Source organism: Pantoea sp. ICBG 985 (genome assembly GCF_002928365.1).
GTDB classification, from domain to species: Bacteria; Pseudomonadota; Gammaproteobacteria; order Enterobacterales; family Enterobacteriaceae; genus Pantoea; species Pantoea dispersa.
Window position 1 is genome coordinate 422810 of the sequence record NZ_POWM01000005.1, and the last position, 21002, is coordinate 443811.

Consider the following 21002-nt stretch of genomic DNA (forward strand, 5'->3'; position numbering starts at 1 on the left):
ATGGCTGACTATCGGGGCAGAAAAGTCGTCATCATTGGATTAGGCATTACCGGCCTGTCCTGTGTTGATTTCTTCCTCGCGCAGGGCGTGACGCCCCGCGTGATGGATACCCGTGTGTCACCGCCGGGGCTGGACAAACTGCCAGAGCAGGTGGAGCGCCACGTTGGCGGTATCAACAGCGACTGGCTGCTGGCATGCGATCTGATCATCGCCAGCCCGGGCATCGCGCTGGCGCACCCGGCGCTGAGCGAAGCGGCCGACGCCGGCATTGAAATTGTCGGCGATATCGAACTGTTCTGCCGTGAGGCGCAGGCGCCGATTGTGGCGATCACCGGTTCCAATGGCAAAAGTACCGTCACCACGCTGGTGGGCGAAATGGCGCGCGCTGCGGGCTGGCAGGTGGGCGTAGGCGGCAACATTGGGCTGCCAGCGCTGACGCTGCTTAAATCGCCGGCGCAGCTGTATGTGCTGGAGCTCTCCAGCTTCCAGCTGGAAACCACCTACAGCCTGAAAGCAGCGGCGGCAACCATCCTCAACGTCACTGAGGATCATATGGATCGCTATCCGCTCGGCATGCAGCAGTACCGCGCCGCTAAATTACGTATCTATGAAAACGCGGATATCTGCGTGGTGAATGCCGACGATGGCATGACCATGCCGGTGCGCGGCGCCGATCGCCGCTGCGTCAGCTTTGGCATCGACGTTGGCGATTATCACCTCAACCAGCAGCAGGGCAGTACCTGGCTGCGGGTGAAGGGCGAGAAAGTCCTTAATACCGACGAGATGAAGCTGGTCGGGCAGCACAATTACACCAATGCGCTGGCCGCGCTGGCGCTGGCCGATGCGGTGAAGATCCCGCGCGCTTCCAGCCTGAAAGCGTTAACCACCTACAGCGGCCTGCCGCATCGCTTCCAGCTGGTGCACGAAGCGCATGGCGTGCGCTGGATTAATGATTCGAAAGCCACCAACGTGGGCAGCACCGAAGCCGCGCTTAACGGCCTGCAGGTGAAAGGTACGCTGTGGCTGCTGCTGGGTGGCGATGGCAAAGGGGCGGACTTTACGCCGCTGGCGCGCTATCTGCAGGGCGACAACGTGAGGCTGTTCTGCTTTGGCCGCGACGGCGATGCGCTGGCCGCGCTGCGTCCGGCGGTGGCGACGCGCACCGACACGCTCGAACAGGCGATGACGCAGATTGCCGCTCAGGTGCAGGCGGGCGACCTGGTGCTGCTGTCACCGGCTTGCGCCAGCCTCGACCAGTTCCGTAATTTTGAACAGCGTGGCGATCGCTTCGCGCAACTGGCGAAGGAGCTGAGCTGATGCGTATTCCCGGAGCCAGTATCGCCAGTTTTATTTCGCTGCGCCTGCGTGATTGGGTGATGGGCGCGCGCGACAACGACGACGCGCCGGTGGTGCTGTATGACCGCACGCTGCTATGGCTGACATTTGGCCTGGCGATTATCGGTTTTGTCATGGTCACCTCGGCGTCGATGCCGGTTGGACAGCGTCTTAACGACGATCCGTTCTACTTTGCCAAGCGAGATGCCTTTTATATCGCCCTGGCGCTGGGGATGGCGTTAGTGACGTTGCGCGTACCGATGGATTTCTGGCAGCGCTACAGTAACGCGATGCTGATGGCTTCGGTGGCGATGCTGCTGATCGTACTGGTGGTCGGTAGCTCGGTTAACGGCGCATCGCGCTGGATCGCGCTCGGGCCGCTGCGTATTCAGCCGGCGGAGTTATCCAAGCTGTCGCTGTTCTGCTATCTCGCCAGTTATCTGGTGCGCAAAGTGGAAGAGGTGCGGAACAACTTCTGGGGCTTCTGTAAGCCGATGGGCGTGATGGTGGTGCTGGCGGTGCTGCTGCTGGCCCAGCCGGACCTCGGCACTGTGGTGGTGCTGTTTGTTACCACGCTGGCGATGCTGTTCCTGGCGGGCGCCAAACTGTGGCAGTTCCTGGCGATTATCGGCTCGGGCATTTTCGCCGTGGTGCTGCTGATTATCGCGGAACCTTACCGTATGCGCCGCGTGACCTCCTTCTGGAACCCGTGGGAAGATCCATTCGGCAGCGGCTACCAGCTGACCCAGTCGCTGATGGCGTTTGGCCGCGGTGAGTTCTGGGGACAGGGCCTGGGCAACTCGGTGCAGAAACTGGAGTATCTGCCGGAAGCGCATACCGACTTTATCTTCTCAATTATCGGTGAAGAGTTGGGTTATGTCGGTGTGGTTTTGGCGCTGTTGATGGTATTCTTCGTCGCTTTTCGCGCAATGTCGATTGGCCGTCGCGCGCTGGAGATCGACCAGCGTTTTTCCGGCTTCCTCGCCTGTTCCATTGGCGTGTGGTTTAGCTTCCAGGCGCTGGTTAACGTCGGTGCGGCGGCGGGTATGCTGCCGACCAAGGGCCTGACGCTGCCGCTGATCAGTTACGGTGGATCGAGTCTGATCATTATGTCGACCGCCATCGTGTTTTTATTGCGCATAGATTATGAAACACGTCTGGCAAAAGCCCAGGCGTTTACCCGAGGTGCCCGATGAGTGGTAAACGGCTGATGGTCATGGCAGGGGGGACCGGCGGACATGTGTTTCCCGGACTGGCCGTGGCGCATCATCTGATCGAACAAGGCTGGCAGGTGCGCTGGCTGGGAACGGCAGACCGGATGGAAGCCGATCTGGTGCCAAAGCATGGCATCGATATCGACTTCATTCGCATCAGCGGACTGCGCGGTAAAGGCGTAAAGGCCCTGCTGCTGGCACCGGTGCGCATTTTCAATGCGTGGCGCCAGGCGCGCCGCATCATGAAAAACTGGCAGCCGGATGTGGTGCTGGGCATGGGCGGATATGTTTCCGGTCCGGGCGGCCTTGCGGCGTGGAGTTGCGGCATCCCGGTGGTGCTGCACGAGCAGAACGGCATTGCCGGGCTGACCAATAAGTGGCTGGCGAAAATCGCTACCACAGTGATGCAGGCATTTCCGGGCGCGTTCCCTACTGCCGAGGTGGTGGGCAACCCGGTGCGTAATGATGTGCTGGCGCTGCCGCTGCCGGCGCAGCGTCTGGCACACCGCAGCGGGCCGATTCGCGTGCTGGTGATTGGCGGTAGTCAGGGGGCGCGCATCCTCAATCAGATCGTGCCGCAGGTCGCCGCCGAGCTGGGTGACGCCATCACGCTGTGGCATCAGACCGGCAAAGGCGCACGGGAGACCGTGCAGCAGGCGTATCAGGCCGCTGGTCAGCCGCAGCACAAGGTCACCGAGTTTATCGATGACATGGCGCAAGCCTATGCGTGGGCCGATGTGGTGGTGTGCCGCTCCGGCGCGCTGACCGTCAGTGAAGTGGCGGCGGCGGGTTTACCGGCGATTTTCGTGCCGTTCCAGCACAAAGATCGTCAGCAGTACTGGAATGCGCTGCCGCTGGAAAAAGCCGGCGCGGCCAAAATTTTCGAGCAGCCGCAGTTTACTGCTGCGGCCGTCGCAGACACGCTGCGCCACTGGGATCGCGCCACGCTGCTGGCGATGGCGGAAAAAGCCCGCCAGGTCGCGATTCCTGATGCGACCGAACGGGTGGCACAAGAGGTTGCGCGCGTCGCGAAGTAAGTTAACCGGTCAGTTTGACTGGCCCGCATCTGAATGCAGGTGCAAACGGGAAAACAGGTAACAGAGACAGATGAATACACAACAATTGGCAAAACTGCGTTCTATTGTGCCCGAGATGCGTCGCGTCCGGCACATCCACTTTGTCGGCATCGGCGGTGCCGGCATGGGCGGTATTGCCGAGGTGTTGGCGAACGAAGGCTATCACATTAGCGGCTCCGATCTGGCGCCCAATCCGGTTACGCAGCATCTGGCCTCGCTGGGCGCGACCATTTACTTCAACCATCGCCCGGAAAATGTTACCGACGCCAGCGTCGTCGTGGTTTCCACCGCCGTGGCGCAGGACAACCCGGAGCTGGTGGCGGCGCGTGAGCAGCGTATCCCGGTGATCCGCCGGGCGGAGATGCTGGCTGAGCTGATGCGTTTCCGTCACGGCATCGCGATTGCCGGCACGCACGGTAAAACCACCACCACTGCGATGGTGACCAGTATTTATGCGGAAGGCGGTCTCGATCCGACGTTCGTCAATGGCGGTCTGGTTAAAGCGGCGGGTACGCACGCGCGCCTCGGCAGCAGCCGTTATCTGATTGCGGAAGCGGACGAAAGCGACGCGTCTTTCCTGCATCTGCAACCGATGGTGGCGATTGTCACTAACATCGAAGCGGATCACATGGATACCTATCAGGGCGATTTTGAGAACCTGAAGCAGACGTTTATTAACTTCCTGCACAACCTGCCGTTTTACGGGCGCGCGGTGATGTGCGTGGACGATGTGGTGATTCGCGATCTGATTCCGCGCGTGGGCCGTCAGGTCACCACCTATGGTTTCAGCGACGATGCGGATGTGCGGGTCGAAAACTACGAACAGCGCGGCGCGCAGGGCCACTTCACCCTGATTCGTCAGGACAAGCCGGTGCTGCACGTGACGCTGAATGCGCCGGGTCGCCATAACGCGCTGAACGCCGCGGCAGCCGTGGCGGTTGCCAGCGAAGAGGGCATCGACGACAACGCTATTCTGGCGGCGCTGGAGAGTTTCCAGGGCACCGGTCGACGTTTCGACGTGCTGGGCGAGTTTGACACCGCAGCCGTTAACGGTAAGCCAGGCAGCGCGATGCTGGTCGACGATTATGGCCATCATCCGACCGAAGTGGATGTCACCATCAAAGCGGCGCGCGCCGGCTGGCCAGAGAAAAAGCTGGTGATGGTGTTTCAGCCGCATCGCTATACGCGCACCCGCGACCTGTTCGATGATTTCGCCAATGTGCTGTCGCAGGTGGATGTGTTACTGATGCTGGATGTCTACCCGGCGGGCGAAGCCGCTATTCCGGGCGCGGACAGCCGTTCACTGTGCCGTGCCATCCGCAATCGCGGCAAGGTCGATCCGATTCTGGTCTCCGAGCACGAAGCGCTGCCGGATGCGCTGGCACCGCTGCTGTCCGGCGACGATCTGGTGATTGTGCAGGGCGCCGGCAACATCGGCAAAATTGCCCGCAAGCTGGCTGAGATTCAGCTGCAGCCGGCTCTGAACACGGAGGCGCGCCATGGCTGAGAAAGTCGCGGTATTGATGGGCGGTACCTCCGCCGAGCGCGAGGTGTCACTGATGTCCGGCAGCGCGGTGCTGGCGGGACTGCGCGAGATGGGCATTGATGCGCACGGTGTCGACACCCGTGACGTCTCAGTGCTGGACCTCCCGCAGCAGGGCTTTGCCAAAGCGTTTATCGCACTGCACGGTCGCGGTGGCGAAGATGGCACGCTGCAGGCGCTGCTGGAGTTTCTGCAACTGCCCTACACCGGCAGCGGCGTCATGGCGTCGGCCATCACCATGGATAAACTGCGCAGCAAACTGCTGTGGCAGGGCAGGGGATTGCCGGCGGGCAAATTTGTCTGGCTGACGCGCCAGCAGTATGAGCAGGGGCTGGATGCTGCAGCGCAGGCGTCGATTGACGCGCTCGGACTGCCGCTGTTTGTGAAGCCAAGCTGTGAAGGTTCCAGCGTCGGCATCAGCCGCGTGAACCAGGCGGAAGCGCTGCCAGCCGCGCTGCAGGAGGCGTTTCGCCATGATGATGACGTGCTGGTGGAAGCTTTTCTCAGCGGCGCCGAATACACCGTGGGCATCGTCGGCGACGAAATTCTGCCGTCAATCAGAATTCAGACCGCCAGCGAGTTCTATGACTATGAAGCAAAATACATTTCTGACGATACTCAATACTTCTGCCCGAGCGGCCTGAGTGCGGAGAAAGAGGCGGAACTGCAGACATTAGTGCTGGCCGCGTGGCGCGCGTTAGGCTGCAGCGGCTGGGGACGGGTTGATGTGATGGTCGACGGCGACGGCAACTTCCAGCTGCTGGAAGTGAACACCTCGCCTGGCATGACCAGCCACAGCCTGGTGCCGATGGCGGCAAAGCAGGCGGGATACAGCTTCCCGCAACTGGTGGCGCGCATTCTGGAGCTGGCTGACTGATATGTCTCAGGCGGCACTGCGCGTTAGAAATCGCGAACCTCAGGAGCGTGCGCGCTCCGGACGGAGCAACGGAGCACGGCTGTTTGGCATCGTGTTCCTGCTGCTGGTGATGGGCATCATGGTGGCTGGCGGCCTCGTGGTGCTGAAGTGGATGAATGATGCGTCGCGTCTGCCGCTGTCGAAGCTGGTGGTGACGGGCGAAACCCACTACACCACGCACGATGATATTCGTCAGGCGATTTTATCGCTCGGCGCGCCGGGAACGTTCATGTCGCAGAACGTGGACATTATCCAGCAGCAGATCGAGCGTTTACCGTGGATTAAACAGGTTAGCGTGCGCAAGCAGTGGCCTGATGAGCTGAAGATAAACCTGGTGGAGTACGTCCCGGTGGCACGCTGGAATGACTCGCACATGGTGGACGCCGATGGCGTCTCCTTCAGCGTCCCGGCCAGCCACATCGGCAAAGAGACGTTGCCGATGCTGTATGGTCCGGAAGGCAGTGAGAAAGAGGTATTGGCTGGCTATCACACCATGAGTGATGTGCTGCGGGCCAGTAAGTTTACCCTGAAGGTCGCGTCGATGACGGCGCGGCGCTCGTGGCAGCTGGTGACCAGTGACGATGTGCGCATCGAACTGGGGCGCAGCGACACCATGAAGCGTCTGAACCGTTTTATTGAGCTCTATCCGGAGTTGCAGCAGCAGGGCCAGAGTCAGAACCACCGTATCAGCTATGTTGATCTACGCTATGACTCCGGCGCCGCAGTAGGCTGGGTACCGGCACCGATTGAGCCACAGGACAGTAATCAGCAACAAAACCAGGCACAGGCTAAACCACAATGATCAAGGCAACGGACAGAAAACTGGTAGTAGGACTTGAAATCGGCACTGCGAAGGTCGCCGCCCTGGTTGGGGAAATTCTGCCCGATGGTATGGTCAACATTATTGGCGTCGGCAGCTGCCCGTCCCGCGGTATGGACAAAGGCGGCGTGAACGATCTGGAGTCGGTGGTGAAGTGCGTTCAGCGCGCCATCGACCAGGCGGAATTGATGGCAGACTGCCAGATTTCGTCGGTATACCTTGCTTTATCGGGCAAACATATTAGTTGTCAGAACGAAATCGGGATGGTTCCGATTTCCGAAGAGGAAGTCACTCAGGATGATGTGGAAAACGTGGTGCATACGGCGAAATCCGTTCGCGTGCGCGACGAACATCGTATTCTGCATGTGATTCCACAGGAATACGCCATCGATTATCAGGAAGGCATCAAAAATCCGGTTGGCCTTTCCGGCGTGCGTATGCAGGCCAAGGTGCATCTCATCACCTGCCACAACGATATGGCAAAAAATATCGTGAAAGCCGTTGAACGTTGTGGCCTGAAAGTTGACCAACTGATTTTTGCCGGACTGGCATCCAGTTTTTCGGTGCTGACCGAAGATGAACGTGAGCTGGGAGTCTGTGTTGTTGACATCGGTGGCGGTACAATGGATATCGCGGTGTACACCGGCGGCGCGCTGCGTCATACCAAAGTGATTCCCTATGCCGGGAACGTGGTGACCAGCGATATCGCCTATGCCTTTGGCACACCGCCAACCGACGCCGAAGCGATTAAAGTGCGTCATGGTTGTGCGCTGGGTTCGATTGTCGGCAAAGACGAAAACGTCGAGGTGCCGAGCGTGGGTGGACGTCCGCCGCGCAGCCTGCAGCGCCAGACGCTGGCAGAAGTGATTGAGCCGCGTTACACCGAACTGCTGAATCTGGTGAACGACGAGATTCTGCAACTGCAGGAACAACTGCGTCAGCAGGGCGTGAAGCACCATCTGGCAGCCGGTATTGTGCTGACCGGCGGTGCGGCGCAGATTGAAGGTCTGGCGGCCTGTGCACAGCGGGTGTTCCACACCCAGGTGCGCATCGGTCAGCCGCTTAACATCACCGGCCTGACGGATTATGCGCAGGAGCCGTACTACTCGACGGCGGTTGGCCTGCTGCATTACGGCAAAGAGTCACACATGAACGGTGATGCAGAAACGGAAAAACGTGCTTCAGTGGGCAATTGGTTTAAACGCATCAACAGCTGGCTGAAGAAAGAGTTTTAATTTTTTGAAAAAGGAGATCATCAGGCAATGTTTATGATCTCCAGGCGACAGGCACATAACGGAGAGAAATCATGTTTGAACCTATGGAATTAACCAATGACGCGGTGATTAAAGTCATCGGCGTCGGCGGTGGCGGTGGCAACGCCGTAGAGCACATGGTACGCGAGCGTATCGAAGGTGTGGAATTCTTCGCTGTGAATACCGACGCGCAGGCGTTGCGTAAAACGGCGGTCGGCCAGACGATTCAGATCGGGACCAATATCACCAAAGGTCTCGGTGCGGGTGCTAACCCGGAAGTCGGCCGTACCTCGGCGGAAGAGGATCGCGAAGCACTGCGTTCTGCGCTGGAAGGGGCAGACATGGTGTTTATCGCCGCGGGCATGGGTGGCGGTACCGGTACCGGTGCAGCTCCTGTGGTGGCTGAAGTAGCCAAAGATTTAGGTATCCTGACGGTTGCAGTGGTGACGAAGCCCTTCAACTTCGAAGGGAAAAAACGCATGGCGTTTGCTGAGCAGGGTATCGCTGAGCTGTCTAAGCATGTTGATTCACTGATCACCATTCCTAACGACAAGCTGCTGAAAGTGCTGGGCCGTGGTATCTCTCTGCTGGATGCCTTCGGTGCGGCTAACGACGTGCTGAAAGGTGCGGTGCAGGGTATCGCAGAACTGATTACCCGTCCGGGCCTGATGAACGTCGACTTCGCCGACGTGCGTACCGTGATGTCAGAAATGGGTTACGCGATGATGGGTTCTGGCGTTGCCTGTGGTGAAGACCGTGCTGAAGAAGCGGCCGAAATGGCGATCTCCAGCCCGCTGCTGGAAGATATCGATCTGTCGGGTGCGCGTGGCGTGCTGGTCAACATCACGGCGGGCTTCGACCTGCGCCTGGATGAGTTCGAAACCGTGGGTAACACCATCCGCGCCTTCGCCTCGGACAACGCGACCGTGGTTATCGGTACTTCGCTGGATCCAGAGATGAACGACGAGCTGCGCGTCACCGTGGTGGCGACCGGTATCGGCATGGACAAGCGTCCGGAAATCACTCTGGTGACCAACAAGCCTGCGACTCAGCCGGTCATGGATCATCGCTACCAGCAGCACGGCATGGCGCCGCTGCCGCAGGAGCAGAAACCGGCCGCGAAAGTGGTGAATGACCAGCCAGCGTCATCCAGCAAAGAGCCTGACTATCTTGATATTCCAGCCTTCCTGCGTAAACAGGCAGACTAAGAATATCCTGAGAATTGGGATTCTCCGCTCTTTGTGCTAAAGTATTCGCCCGCCGGTAATTTATACTGGCGGTCGGATGGGTAATATTGCGAGATAATGCGATGATCAAACAAAGGACATTAAAACGTATTGTTCAGGCGACTGGCGTCGGTTTGCATACCGGCAAAAAAGTCACGCTGACTTTACGCCCTGCGTCGGCTAATACCGGGGTCATCTATCGTCGCACTGACTTGAATCCACCGGTTGATTTTCCGGCTGATGCAAAATACGTGCGCGACACCATGCTGAGTACCTGCCTGGTGAATGATGAAGGCGTGCGTATTTCGACGGTTGAACACCTGAATGCTGCATTGGCAGGTCTGGGTATCGACAACATTATTGTTGAAGTCGATGCGCCAGAAATTCCGATTATGGATGGCAGTGCCGCGCCTTTTGTTTATTTGCTGATGGATGCCGGTGTCGAAGAGCTGAACAGCGCGAAGAAATTCGTGCGCGTGAAGCAAACGGTACGGGTAGAAGATGGCGATAAGTGGGCCGAGATTAAACCGTACAACGGTTTTTCACTCGACTTCACCATCGACTTCAAACATCCGGCGATCGACTCAAGCTCGCAGCGTTACCAGCTCAATTTCTCGGCTGAATCCTTTGTGCGTCAGATTAGCCGTGCGCGCACCTTCGGCTTTATGCGTGAAATCGAATATCTGCAGTCTAAAGGCCTGTGCCTGGGCGGTAGTTTAGATTGTGCGATTGGCCTCGATGACTTCCGCGTATTGAATGAAGATGGCCTGCGCTTTGAAGATGAGTTCGTGCGTCACAAAATGCTGGACGCCATCGGCGACCTGTTCATGTGTGGTCATAACGTGATTGGCGCATTCTCTGCGTTCAAGTCCGGCCATGCGCTGAACAACAAACTGTTGCAGGCGGTACTGGCGAAGCAGGAAGCCTGGGAATGGGCGACCTTCGAAGACGAAGCTGAACTGCCACTGGCCTTCAAAGCGCCAAATTTAGTGCTGGCTTAATTAGTCAGCCATCAAACGGCGGGCTTCCCTGACACCCTCTCCGGTCAGTGGAACCCGCCGTTTTTTATTGCCCGCCGCTAAGCTGTAATCCCGCTCGCAAAACCCTGTTGCCAGCGACCAAACCCTGCGCAAAAAAACGTGAAATCCGCCGTAAGCCCTTTAATCCCTGATGTCGAAGCCCCACATAAGTGCTATTATCTGGCGCTCATGTAAGCAGGGTGCGTAACGCAACTCTGGCTTAGCGCTTAATGACTGGCATGATGGACGAAAGGTGATCGGGATTTTCTCACGCTGGCGACAACTCGGCAGACGCTATTTCTGGCCTCATCTCCTGTTGGGAATGGTGGCGGCCAGTCTCGGCCTGCCTGCCTGTGCACAAAGCGCAGAACCCACCAGCAGCGATTCGCCGGTCAGCAGCCTGTTTACCGGCAAGGTGGTGCGGTTTGATCACCTGATTCGCCTGCAGGAAAGCGCGCGCCGTCCCAGTTTCAACGTTGACTACTGGCATCAGCACGCCATCCGCACCGTTATTCGCCATCTCTCATTCAGCATGACGCCGCCCGCGACCGCGGAAGCGGAGCATGCATTGCCGCTGGCGGCGCAAAAGCTGGCGCTGATTGACTCGCTGCAGGCGCTGCTGACTTCACCCGCGCAACCTTTAGCCGCGATGGCACCGCCGTCGCGAGCGCATCATGTTTCGCCCAACGTTCACTCTTCTGCTGACTGGCAGGCTGCTATTCATGGCATCCGCGCCGGACCTTTCATTGCTTAACGCTAACGTTATTTTCCTTTTTCTGTTTTTTGCTTTTGCAGCCCGTATTGTCACGGCTGAATTGAGATAAATTTATTATGTTAATCAAATTGTTAACGAAAGTTTTTGGTAGCAGCAATGATCGTACTCTGCGCCGCATGCGTAAAGTGGTCGATGTCATCAACAAGATGGAGCCGGAGTTCGTCAAACTGTCTGACGACGAACTGAAAGCGAAAACCGATCAATTCCGCGAGCGCCTGAAAAAAGGTGAAACGCTGGAGAGCCTGATTCCCGAAGCCTTCGCCACCGTGCGTGAAGCCAGTAAGCGCGTGTTTGGCATGCGCCACTTTGATGTGCAGCTGATCGGCGGCATGGTGCTCAACGAACGCTGCATCGCGGAGATGCGTACCGGTGAGGGTAAAACCCTGACTGCGACGCTGCCAGCCTACCTGAACGCGCTGAGCGGTAAGGGCGTGCACGTTGTGACCGTCAACGACTATCTGGCGCAGCGTGACGCCGAAAACAACCGTCCGCTGTTTGAGTTCCTTGGTCTGACAGTCGGTATCAACCTGCCGGGCATGCCGGCGGTGGCTAAGCGCGCTGCGTATGCAGCCGATATCACCTACGGCACCAACAACGAATACGGCTTCGATTATCTGCGCGATAACATGGCCTTCAGTCCGGAAGAGCGCGTACAGCGTAAACTGCACTATGCGCTGGTGGATGAGGTGGACTCGATCCTGATCGATGAAGCGCGTACGCCGCTGATTATCTCGGGTCCGGCCGAAGACAGCTCCGATCTCTATATCAAGGTCAACAAAATCATTCCGCATCTGGTGCGCCAGGAAAAAGAAGACTCGGATAACTTCCAGGGCGAAGGTGACTTCTGGGTGGATGAAAAAGCCCGTCAGGCGCACATGACCGAGCGCGGTCTGGTGAAAGTGGAAGAGCTGCTGGTCAGTCAGGGCATCATGGATGAGGGCGAATCACTCTACTCGCCGACCAACATCATGCTGATGCACCACGTGACGGCAGCACTGCGCGCCCATGCACTGTTCACCCGCGACGTTGACTACATCGTGAAGGATGGCGAGGTGATCATCGTTGATGAACACACCGGTCGTACCATGCAGGGACGTCGCTGGTCTGATGGCCTGCACCAGGCGGTCGAAGCCAAAGAGGGTGTGGAGATCCAGAATGAAAACCAGACGCTGGCTTCCATCACCTTCCAGAACTACTTCCGTATCTACGAGAAACTGGCCGGTATGACCGGTACCGCTGATACTGAAGCGTTTGAATTCAGCTCCATCTACAAGCTCGATACCATCGTGGTACCGACCAACCGTCCGATGGTGCGTAAAGATATGGCCGATCTGGTCTACATGACCGAGAAAGAGAAGATCGATGCCATTATCGAAGATATTCGTACCTGTACGGCTAACGGGCAGCCGGTACTGGTGGGCACCATCTCGATTGAAAAATCGGAAGTGGTATCCCAGGAGCTGACGCGCGCGGGTATCAAGCACAGCGTACTGAACGCCAAGTTCCACGCCAGCGAAGCGGATATCGTGGCGCAGGCAGGTCAGCCAGCCGCGGTAACCATCGCGACCAACATGGCCGGTCGTGGTACGGACATCATGCTCGGCGGTAGCTGGCAGGCGGAAGTGGCCGCGCTGGAAAACCCGACGGAAGAGCAGATTGAAGCCATCAAGGCAGCGTGGAAACTGCGCCATGATGCGGTGCTGGCGGCAGGCGGTCTGCACATTATCGGTACCGAACGCCACGAATCACGCCGTATCGATAACCAGCTGCGCGGCCGTGCGGGCCGTCAGGGTGACGCCGGTTCTTCGCGCTTCTATCTGTCGATGGAAGATGCGCTGATGCGTATTTTTGCCTCCGATCGTGTGTCCAACATGATGCGTAAGCTGGGTATGAAGCCGGGTGAAGCGATTGAGCATCCGTGGGTAACCAAAGCAATTGCTAATGCGCAGCGCAAAGTGGAAAGCCGCAACTTCGATATCCGTAAACAGCTGCTGGAATACGATGACGTCGCTAACGATCAGCGCCGCGCCATTTACAGCCAGCGTAACGAACTGCTGGATGTCTCTGACGTTTCGGACACCATCAACAGCATCCGCGAAGATGTGTTCAAAGCCACTATCGACACTTACATTCCGCCGCAGTCGCTGGAAGAGATGTGGGACGTCCCGGGGCTGGAAGAGCGTCTGCGCAATGATTTCGATCTGGATCTGCCCATTGCCGAGTGGCTGGATAAAGAGCCGGATCTGCATGAAGAGACGCTGCGTGAGCGCATTATGAGCCGCGCCAGCGAAAACTATGCGGCGAAAGAAGAAGTGGTCGGCGCAGAAATGATGCGCAACTTCGAAAAAGGCGTGATGCTGCAAACGCTCGACTCGCTGTGGAAAGAGCATCTGGCGGCGATGGACTATCTGCGTCAGGGTATCCATCTGCGTGGCTATGCGCAGAAGGATCCGAAGCAGGAGTACAAACGTGAATCTTTCGCCATGTTTGCCGCGATGCTGGAGTCGCTGAAGTACGAAGTGATCAGCACCCTGAGCAAAGTGCAGGTGCGGATGCCGGAAGAAGTGGAAGCGATGGAGCAGCAGCGTCGTGAAGAAGCAGAGCGCCTGGCACAGCAGCAGCAGCTCAGTCACGTCGATGACGACACCGCAGCGGCCGCTGCACTGGCGGCACAGGGCGGTGAGCGAAAAGTGGGACGTAACGATCCGTGCCCATGCGGCTCAGGTAAAAAATACAAACAGTGTCACGGTCGTCTGGCCTGATAACAAAAAGGAGCCCGCGGGCTCCTTTTTCTTTGGCTGATTAGCGGGTAATCGCCATCAGCTTCTCCTCATTCAGCCGCACGCCATGGTAGGGCAGCGTAACCAGCAGCCCATCCGGCAAACCATAGCGTTTCAGCAACGCCCGGCTCTGAAACAGCAGCTGGTGATAGTTGTTATCGCTGATCCCCGGATAGCTCTCATTCCATACTGTGGCGATAATCTGCCGTTTCGAGGTGATGCGCAGCAGCAGGCAAGAGAAGAAGCGCTTCTGCGCTTCATTAAGCGGGATGGTCTTCTGTTCTGGCCACCAGGTTAAAGTGTTTTGCGCGCTGTCGAGCGTCAGGATGTCGTGAAAAACCAAATGGCGTAAGGTATTCATCTGTTTCTGTGCGTCTTGCGCCAGAAACGTTGTTAGTTTGCGTTCCATGTGTAGTCGGCCTGGCTAGAGTAAAGTGGCTGCGAGTATTCCCAACATGGCGCCGTGCGATCATTACGACCTGTCTTAATAACTGGAATCTGTGCGACAGGATCGCGGTGAAGCCGACAGCAGTTAACATCGTTCGGCGTCTGCTTTAAAATCAGCGCTCACTCACTACAAGCGGAATCCAGCTTATGAAACACCTGCAGGTGGCGGTGGGCATCATTCGCAATGCCAGTCGTCAGATCTTTCTTGCCCAGCGCGCAGCAAGCTCCCACATGGCCAACAAATGGGAGTTCCCGGGCGGAAAAATTGAACAGCACGAAAGTGCAGAACAGGCGTTAAAACGTGAGCTGATGGAAGAAACCGGTATTGAAGTGACGGCGGCGAAAGCGATTGGTCAGGCCGACCACAGTTACGATGACCTGCGTGTTACGCTGCATTTCTTCCTGGTGGAGGGCTGGCAGGGTGAGCCATGGGGACGCGAAGGTCAGCCGCAGCGTTGGGTCGAGCAGCGTGATTTGCTGGCCGATGAATTTCCACCGGCCAACCACGCCCTGATTGCCCGCTTAGTGGCGGGCGAGATTTAAACTCAGGGGCCGCGTGCCCCTGCCGATCACGACTGCTCTTCACTCCAGTCGTCACTCTCCGTCATGTCACCGCTGCTGGGAATGCGTTTCTCCTCAGCGGCCCACTCACCCAGATCGATCAACTGACAGCGTTTGCTGCAAAACGGGCGCCACGGGCTAAGTTCATCCCACATCACGGCTTTACCGCAGTTAGGGCAAGGTACGGTAATCATCTCTTCCTGCATAACATCCTCTAACAACAGGCTAATTCAAAATTCAGTCGCGCCGGCACTTCGCCGCGTTCGCTATCGAGCGGTAAAAAGCGGATGGCATAGCGGCTTTTATGACCGGAGACCTGCGGATAGAGCGCATCTTCCAGCGTCAGCTGCAGGCGCAGCAGGTCGGACCCCTCGGCGTTATCCTGATAAAAGCCGTTGAGGCTGGTCTGATGGCGAAACACGCCCGACTGACGAATCAGGTTGAGGATCATCGTCAGGCTGTTGCGCAGCGGATCGAGCGAGGCCAGCCAGCTATTCACCAGGGTATCGCGCAGCGCCTGTGGCTGGTGCAGCCAGATGTGTAAACCCGGCAGATCAAAACTGCAGCAGCCGCCGGGAATGCTCAGGCGCTGACGTACGGAGGCAATCAGCCGGTCTTCGCGCAGCTGCTGACCCATGCGCGGCGCGGCCATCAGCTCGCTGGATTGCTGCTTCAGCTGATCGCGCAACTGGCTGACGGTGTGTTCATCGACACCCGGCACATCCAGCCAGGCACGCAGTTTTTGCTGTTGACGCTCCAGCTCTTTTAACAGCTCGGTGCGCATATCGCCGCGTTCGAAGATATCCAGCAGGTCGCCAATAATACGAAATACACCGAGTGCGGCAACCGAGCTGTTGACCGGCAGCGTTTCGTGCAGCTGGTTAATCAAAAACTCCACGCGCAGCCAGGTGCGCATTTTCTCATTCAATGGGTGTTCAAACAGAACCACTGTGCTCATGATATTAATCCCGTCCGGTTGCTGCCAGGCGTAAATAGCGCTGGTGAAGTTCAGCAACGCGCGGCAAAGCCTGTTCCGGCGTGCCGCTGTTATCAATGATGTCATCCGCGCAGGCTAAACGCTGCTGACGGCTGGCCTGCGCGGCAAGAATCCGTTGCGCCTGGCTGAGAGAGATACCATCACGCTGGCGGGTGCGCTGCAGCTGCGTGGCCTCATCGACATCCACAACTAATACCCGATCAGCCTGATGCTGCAGACCATTTTCTACCAGCAGCGGCACTACCCACATGACGTAAGGCGAAGCCGCCTGCGCCTTCAGCTGCTGGGTACGGGCGTTAATCAGCGGGTGCAGCAGTTGATTGAGCCAGTTTTTCTCTTGCGGCTGCTGGAAAATAATTTCCCGCAAACGCGCGCGATAAAGCGTGCCTTCTGCGGTCAGAATCGATTCTCCGTGGCGTTTCACAATCGCATTGAGCGCAGGTGTGCCCGGTTCAACCACCTCGCGGGCAATCACATCGGCATCAATGATGTCGACGTTCAGCGCGGCAAAAGCGTTAGCAATGGTGCTTTTACCACTACCAATGCCGCCGGTCAGTGCAACGGTAAAAGGCATAGCGTTCTCTCAACATTTTTCTCATCTGCCGCAGCGTGATGAGAGCCCGATCACAATCGGTTTTCTCAGCTAAATTTAACGGATTGTAGCTTAAATAAAGTGAAATTCGCAGTCTTGTCGCGGAACGAATGGCGCGTATGATAACGACACTGGAGCCGTGAGCGCTACCCGAACTGCGGTTCGTCGTCACTAACCAGGACACTCTGCTATGCGTATCGAAGAAGATGTAAAACTGGGCTTTAAAGATGTATTGATCCGCCCGAAACGCTCCACGCTGAAAAGCCGTTCCGAGGTTGAGCTGGAACGTACGTTCACCTTCAAACATTCAGGCCTCGCCTGGTCCGGCGTTCCGGTGATTGCCGCCAACATGGATACCGTCGGCACCTTTACCATGGCCGAAGCGCTGGCTGGCTTTAACGTGCTGACCGCCGTTCACAAGCACTACAGTGTTGAAGCGTGGCAGACTTTTATCCAGCGCGTACCGGCCACGGTGCTCAGCCACGTAATGGTCTCTACCGGCACCTCAGAAGCAGATTTCACAAAGTTAAGCGCGATCCTCGCGCTGTCGCCCCAACTCAATTTTATCTGTATTGATGTGGCAAACGGCTACTCCGAGCACTTTGTTGCCTTCCTGCAGCGTGCGCGGGAAAGCTTCCCGGGGAAAACCATTTGTGCCGGGAATGTGGTGACCGGTGAAATGGTCGAAGAGCTGATTCTGTCCGGTGCCGACATTGTGAAGGTGGGAATCGGCCCGGGATCGGTCTGCACCACGCGCGTCAAAACCGGCGTTGGCTACCCGCAACTCTCCGCGGTGATTGAGTGTGCTGATGCGGCGCACGGCCTCGGTGGGCAGATTGTCAGCGATGGCGGTTGCGCCGTGCCGGGCGATATCGCCAAGGCGTTCGGCGGCGGCGCTGACTTCGTGATGCTCGGCGGCATGCTGGCGGCACACGATGAGTGCGAAGGCACTCTTGTTGAAGAGCAGGGCGAGCAGTTTATGCTGTTCTACGGCATGAGCTCCGAATCCGCGATGAAACGTCATGTGGGCGGTGTGGCGGGCTACCGCGCCGCAGAAGGTAAAACCGTTCGTCTGCCGCTGCGTGGACCGGTCGCGGAGACGGTGAAAGATATCCTCGGCGGGCTGCGCTCGGCCTGTACTTACGTCGGTGCAGAGCGCCTGAAAGAGCTGACTAAGCGCACGACATTTATTCGTGTGGCAGAGCAGGAAAACCGCGTCTTTAACCGCTGATGTGCCGCAACGGGCGCCGCGTGCGCCCGTTTAACGTATGGCGTCTCCCAGACCAAATACCGGCAGATACATGGCAATCACCAGCGTGCCGACAATGCCGCCAATCACCACCATCATCAGCGGCTCCAGCGAAGCGGCGAGGCTGTCTGCGCGCGCCAGCGTTTGCGCTTCGTGCCACTCCGCCAGCCGCGCCAGCATCACATCCAGCGCACCGGCCTCTTCACCGACGCGGATCAGCTGAGCGCACAGCGGCGTAAACAGCGGATGTCCCTGTAGCGCCTGATGCAGCGGTGCGCCAGCGGCAATATGCTGCTGTAATGCCACGATGGCATCGCGCCACAGTCGCGCGGCCAGCGTCACTTCCACCGCCTGCAGGCTTTGCAGCAGCGTCAGCCCGGCCTGCTGCGTCAGTTGCAGAATCGCGTATATCTGGCTGAGCTGACCGCCGCGCCACAACGGGGCCAGCAGCGGAAGCCGCAGCAGCCACTGCTGGCTGCGCTTTTGCCACGCAACGGATCGCCGATAGGCCAGACGCGCCAGCCACCCGGACGCCACACCGCACAACAGCAGCGGCAGCGCCGCCTGCTGCAACAGTGCTGACAGCGCCATCACGCCGGCGGTAAAGGCCGGCAGCGGTGCGTCAAAGCTGGCGTACACCGCAACAAATTCCGGCAGTACAAACAGCAGCATCCCGGCGCTGACCGCCAGCGCCACCAGCAGGATGAACAGCGGATAGCGCAACGCTTTCACCACTTTCTGGCGCAGAAACTGTTGCCTGCTCTGCTGTAGTGCCAGCTGGCGGCAGCACTCGTCCAGTTGTCCGGTCAGCTCACCCACCTGCATCAGCGCCGGAAACAGCGGCGGGAAGATATCCGGCCAGGCGCGCAGCGCCTGAGAAAACGGCTCTCCGGCCATGACCCGCTGTTGCAGAAGGCTCAGCAGCACGCGCCAGCCTGCATGGGGATGGCCGCTGGCCAGTAATGTCAGACTCTCCGCCAGCGGCAGCCCGGCTTTCAGCAACGTCGCCAGCTGGCGCATCAGGTCAATTTTCTGCTGCCACTTCCAGTCACGCGCGCGCCAGCATTTCCCGCGCTGCCAGCTCACCACCAGCATGCCGCGATCGCCCAGCTGGCCGAGCAGGGCATCCTGCGTGGGCTGCAGCGACTCGCCCTCCTGCAGCAGGCCCATGCTGTCCAGTGCCTGCCAGTGAAACTGGTAGCGATTAGCCATTGCCAAGGCCCACCACGCGCTGCATCTCCTCGAAAGAGGTATCGCCGCGGCTCACCGCCTCCAGCCCGGCGGTCAGCAGCGTTTTCATTCCCTGCTCCGCGGCCAGCGTCAGCAGGTGCTCCAGCGGCATATCAGCCGAGATAGCGTTCTGCAACCTGCTGCTCATCGGCAGGATTTCAAACAGCGCCAGGCGGCCGTAATAACCCGAGAAGCAGTGATCGCAGCCGGGGGCACGCCAGGTTTGCAGCGTGCCGGGCCACATGTCGCCGGGCAGATGGGCAATCGCCTGGCCGGGCTGACGGCAGTGCACGCACAAACGGCGCACCAGCCGCTGCGCCACCACCAGCTGTAGCGCCGGGCCAAGCAGATAGCCGGGAATGTCCATCTGCCGTAGGCGGGTCAGGGTTTCGGCCGTCGAGTTGGTGTGCAAAGTCGAGAGCACCAGATGTCCAGTCTGCGCCGCTTTTACGGCGATGCTGGCGGTTTCAGCATCACGGATTTCACCGATCATTATGACGTCCGGATCCTGCCGCAGCAGCGCGCGCAATACGCGGTTAAAATCGAGACCGCTCCGTGGCTGTACCTGTGTCTGGTTAATCCCCTGTAGCGGAATTTCCAGCGGGTCCTCCACGCTGCAGACGTTTTTCTCCGGCACGTTGAGGGCGCTAAGGCTGCTGTACAGCGTAAAGGTTTTGCCGCTGCCGGTTGGGCCGGTGACCAGAATCAGCCCCTGCGGTTTGGCCAGCGCGTTTTTCAGCAGGCGCAGCTGTGGCGCCGGCATGCCCAGCTTATCGAGCGCAATGGCGCTGTTTTCGCTTTGCAGCAGGCGCACCACCGCTTTTTCCCCCTGGCTGACCGGCAGGGTCGACAGGCGGAACGCCGCCGGTTTGTCATCCATCTCCAGACTGAACTGGCCATCCTGCGGCAGCCGACGCTCCGCGATATCCAGACCGCCGAGAATTTTCAACCGTGCCAGCACGGCGGCGGGTGGGGCATCCGGTAACTGCGGCAGCGGATGCAGCACGCCGTCAATCCGCAGCCGTACGCGCAGCCCGTGACGCTGCGGTTCAAAGTGCACATCGGAGGCGCGTCGCTGTATGGCCTGGCGCAGAATCTGATCCACCGCGTGAATGGCGGACTCGGCGCTGGCCTGTTCGCGCGGTGCCGCACTGCTTTCTGGCTGGTGCAGCAGCTGCTCCAGCCGTGCGGCGGGCCAGCACTCAACCTCGACTGCGCACTGGCTGGCAAACTGCAGCGCCTCTAACAACAGCGGGTCTGGCGCGTCCGCGACCGCCACGCGCAAGTGCGTGGCGTCATGGTGCAGTATTACGGCCTGATAGCGGGCACACAGCGCCTGCAGGGTGCTATCCGGCTTATCCATTGTTTTCTTCCTTGTCGGCAAAGCGGAACTGCTCAAGGCAGCTGTCGCGCAGGCTGGCGTTGTCGCTGGTGCAGCTGCGTTGCCAGCTGAGTGCGCCTTCCGCCGCATTCCATATCGGCAACATTGCAACGGTTAACCCCGTCAGGCTCTCCTGGCCGGTCAGCGTAATGGCACCATTCACCACGCTCAGGCTCGCCACATAGCGTGAGCCTTTGGCGGCGGGAATACCGCGCTCGCCGGCCTGACACTGCGCCGGTCCGCCGCGCTCAATGGCGCACAGCTCCACGGCAGTTTTATAGGGCACCATGGTTTGCAGCATGTCGGTCAGCGCGGCACGTTGCAGATAATTTTGGTAAGCGGGCAGGCCAATGGCGCTGAGGATGGCGACGATACCGATGACAATCATCAGCTCGATCAGGGTAAAACCGCGTTGTTTATCCATAATGAGGCTCCTTGTTGTGGAGCCGCAACGGTAAGAAAGGGCGGGGAAAAGCGGAAGGGGGCGCGTTTCAATCCCGGAAAGGGGCGCGCAGACAATCTGGCGCATTACAGGCGAAGCCACATGATGATGGAAGCCCGCTCGCAATTTGCCGCCAGCACCGGCGG

The 21002-nt window shown here is 58.7% G+C and carries 20 protein-coding genes; 13 read left to right on the top strand and 7 right to left on the bottom strand.

Annotation, left to right across the window (positions count from 1 at the left end):
* The 11 genes from murD (at position 1) to secA (ending at position 13939) form a co-directional block, all read left to right on the top strand.
* Entirely contained in the window at positions 1 to 1317 is a 1317-nt protein-coding gene (murD, locus tag C1Y42_RS17225; protein ID WP_104094004.1) for a UDP-N-acetylmuramoyl-L-alanine--D-glutamate ligase, read from the top strand.
* Positions 1317 to 2531: a cell division protein FtsW gene (ftsW, locus tag C1Y42_RS17230; protein ID WP_021507561.1), complete on the top strand. Its 1215-nt coding sequence runs from the start codon at positions 1317 to 1319 to the stop codon at positions 2529 to 2531. The genes murD and ftsW overlap by 1 nt, the downstream gene beginning before the upstream one ends.
* A complete protein-coding gene (gene murG, locus C1Y42_RS17235; protein ID WP_059010288.1) occupies positions 2528 to 3586 on the top strand; it encodes an undecaprenyldiphospho-muramoylpentapeptide beta-N-acetylglucosaminyltransferase in 1059 nt (352 codons plus the stop codon). Before ftsW ends, murG begins: the two co-directional genes overlap by 4 nt.
* Positions 3587 to 3656: 70 nt before the next feature.
* Entirely contained in the window at positions 3657 to 5132 is a 1476-nt protein-coding gene (murC, locus tag C1Y42_RS17240) for a UDP-N-acetylmuramate--L-alanine ligase (protein WP_031279704.1), read from the top strand.
* Positions 5125 to 6045 carry a D-alanine--D-alanine ligase gene (locus C1Y42_RS17245; protein WP_088516651.1) on the top strand — a complete coding sequence of 307 codons (921 nt, stop codon included), beginning with the start codon at positions 5125 to 5127 and terminating at the stop codon, positions 6043 to 6045. The genes murC and C1Y42_RS17245 overlap by 8 nt, the downstream gene beginning before the upstream one ends.
* Before the next feature lies 1 nt (position 6046).
* Entirely contained in the window at positions 6047 to 6886 is an 840-nt protein-coding gene (ftsQ, locus tag C1Y42_RS17250; protein ID WP_104094005.1) for a cell division protein FtsQ, read from the top strand.
* Positions 6883 to 8139 carry a cell division protein FtsA gene (gene ftsA / locus C1Y42_RS17255; RefSeq protein WP_013507861.1) on the top strand — a complete coding sequence of 419 codons (1257 nt, stop codon included), beginning with the start codon at positions 6883 to 6885 and terminating at the stop codon, positions 8137 to 8139. The genes ftsQ and ftsA overlap by 4 nt, the downstream gene beginning before the upstream one ends.
* Before the next feature lie 71 nt (positions 8140 to 8210).
* Positions 8211 to 9365: a cell division protein FtsZ gene (ftsZ, locus tag C1Y42_RS17260; protein ID WP_021507556.1), complete on the top strand. Its 1155-nt coding sequence runs from the start codon at positions 8211 to 8213 to the stop codon at positions 9363 to 9365.
* Between the two features lie 101 nt (positions 9366 to 9466).
* Positions 9467 to 10384, top strand: coding sequence for a UDP-3-O-acyl-N-acetylglucosamine deacetylase (lpxC, locus tag C1Y42_RS17265; RefSeq protein ID WP_031279703.1), 918 nt, complete (start codon positions 9467 to 9469; stop codon positions 10382 to 10384).
* A gap of 271 nt (positions 10385 to 10655) precedes the next feature.
* Positions 10656 to 11156, top strand: a complete 501-nt coding sequence (gene secM, locus C1Y42_RS17270; RefSeq protein WP_031279702.1) for a secA translation cis-regulator SecM — start codon at positions 10656 to 10658, stop codon at positions 11154 to 11156.
* 77 nt (positions 11157 to 11233) lie between these two features.
* On the top strand, positions 11234 to 13939 hold the full coding sequence (gene secA, locus C1Y42_RS17275) for a preprotein translocase subunit SecA (RefSeq protein WP_059010287.1): 2706 nt from the start codon (positions 11234 to 11236) through the stop codon (positions 13937 to 13939).
* 40 nt (positions 13940 to 13979) lie between these two features.
* Here secA and C1Y42_RS17280 read toward each other — a convergent pair whose 3' ends face one another.
* Positions 13980 to 14366, bottom strand: coding sequence for a transcriptional regulator (locus C1Y42_RS17280; RefSeq protein ID WP_021507552.1), 387 nt, complete (start codon positions 14364 to 14366; stop codon positions 13980 to 13982).
* Between the two features lie 185 nt (positions 14367 to 14551).
* Here C1Y42_RS17280 and mutT point away from each other — a divergent pair, with 185 nt between their 5' ends.
* Positions 14552 to 14947, top strand: a complete 396-nt coding sequence (gene mutT, locus C1Y42_RS17285; RefSeq protein ID WP_058774821.1) for an 8-oxo-dGTP diphosphatase MutT — start codon at positions 14552 to 14554, stop codon at positions 14945 to 14947.
* 26 nt (positions 14948 to 14973) lie between these two features.
* On the opposite strand, the gene yacG is transcribed toward mutT, so the two are convergent.
* Genes yacG through coaE form a run of 3 tightly spaced genes read right to left on the bottom strand, consistent with a single transcriptional unit; the run spans position 14974 to position 16536 of the window.
* Positions 14974 to 15171 carry a DNA gyrase inhibitor YacG gene (gene yacG / locus C1Y42_RS17290; protein ID WP_021507551.1) on the bottom strand — a complete coding sequence of 66 codons (198 nt, stop codon included), beginning with the start codon at positions 15169 to 15171 and terminating at the stop codon, positions 14974 to 14976.
* A gap of 8 nt (positions 15172 to 15179) precedes the next feature.
* A complete protein-coding gene (zapD, locus tag C1Y42_RS17295; RefSeq protein ID WP_104094040.1) occupies positions 15180 to 15923 on the bottom strand; it encodes a cell division protein ZapD in 744 nt (247 codons plus the stop codon).
* Between the two features lie 4 nt (positions 15924 to 15927).
* Positions 15928 to 16536 carry a dephospho-CoA kinase gene (gene coaE, locus C1Y42_RS17300; protein ID WP_088516649.1) on the bottom strand — a complete coding sequence of 203 codons (609 nt, stop codon included), beginning with the start codon at positions 16534 to 16536 and terminating at the stop codon, positions 15928 to 15930.
* 208 nt (positions 16537 to 16744) lie between these two features.
* Here coaE and C1Y42_RS17305 point away from each other — a divergent pair, with 208 nt between their 5' ends.
* Complete coding sequence (locus C1Y42_RS17305; RefSeq protein ID WP_021507548.1) at positions 16745 to 17785, top strand: GMP reductase; 1041 nt, start codon at positions 16745 to 16747, stop codon at positions 17783 to 17785.
* A gap of 30 nt (positions 17786 to 17815) precedes the next feature.
* On the opposite strand, the gene hofC is transcribed toward C1Y42_RS17305, so the two are convergent.
* The 3 genes from hofC to ppdD are packed head-to-tail and all read right to left on the bottom strand — an operon-like array spanning position 17816 to position 20838.
* On the bottom strand, positions 17816 to 19015 hold the full coding sequence (gene hofC / locus C1Y42_RS17310) for a protein transport protein HofC (RefSeq protein WP_104094006.1): 1200 nt from the start codon (positions 19013 to 19015) through the stop codon (positions 17816 to 17818).
* Complete coding sequence (gspE, locus tag C1Y42_RS17315) at positions 19008 to 20396, bottom strand: type II secretion system protein GspE (RefSeq protein ID WP_104094007.1); 1389 nt, start codon at positions 20394 to 20396, stop codon at positions 19008 to 19010. The genes hofC and gspE overlap by 8 nt, the downstream gene beginning before the upstream one ends.
* Positions 20389 to 20838, bottom strand: a complete 450-nt coding sequence (gene ppdD, locus C1Y42_RS17320) for a prepilin peptidase-dependent pilin (protein ID WP_104094008.1) — start codon at positions 20836 to 20838, stop codon at positions 20389 to 20391. Before ppdD ends, gspE begins: the two co-directional genes overlap by 8 nt.
* Positions 20839 to 21002 lie beyond the last annotated feature (164 nt).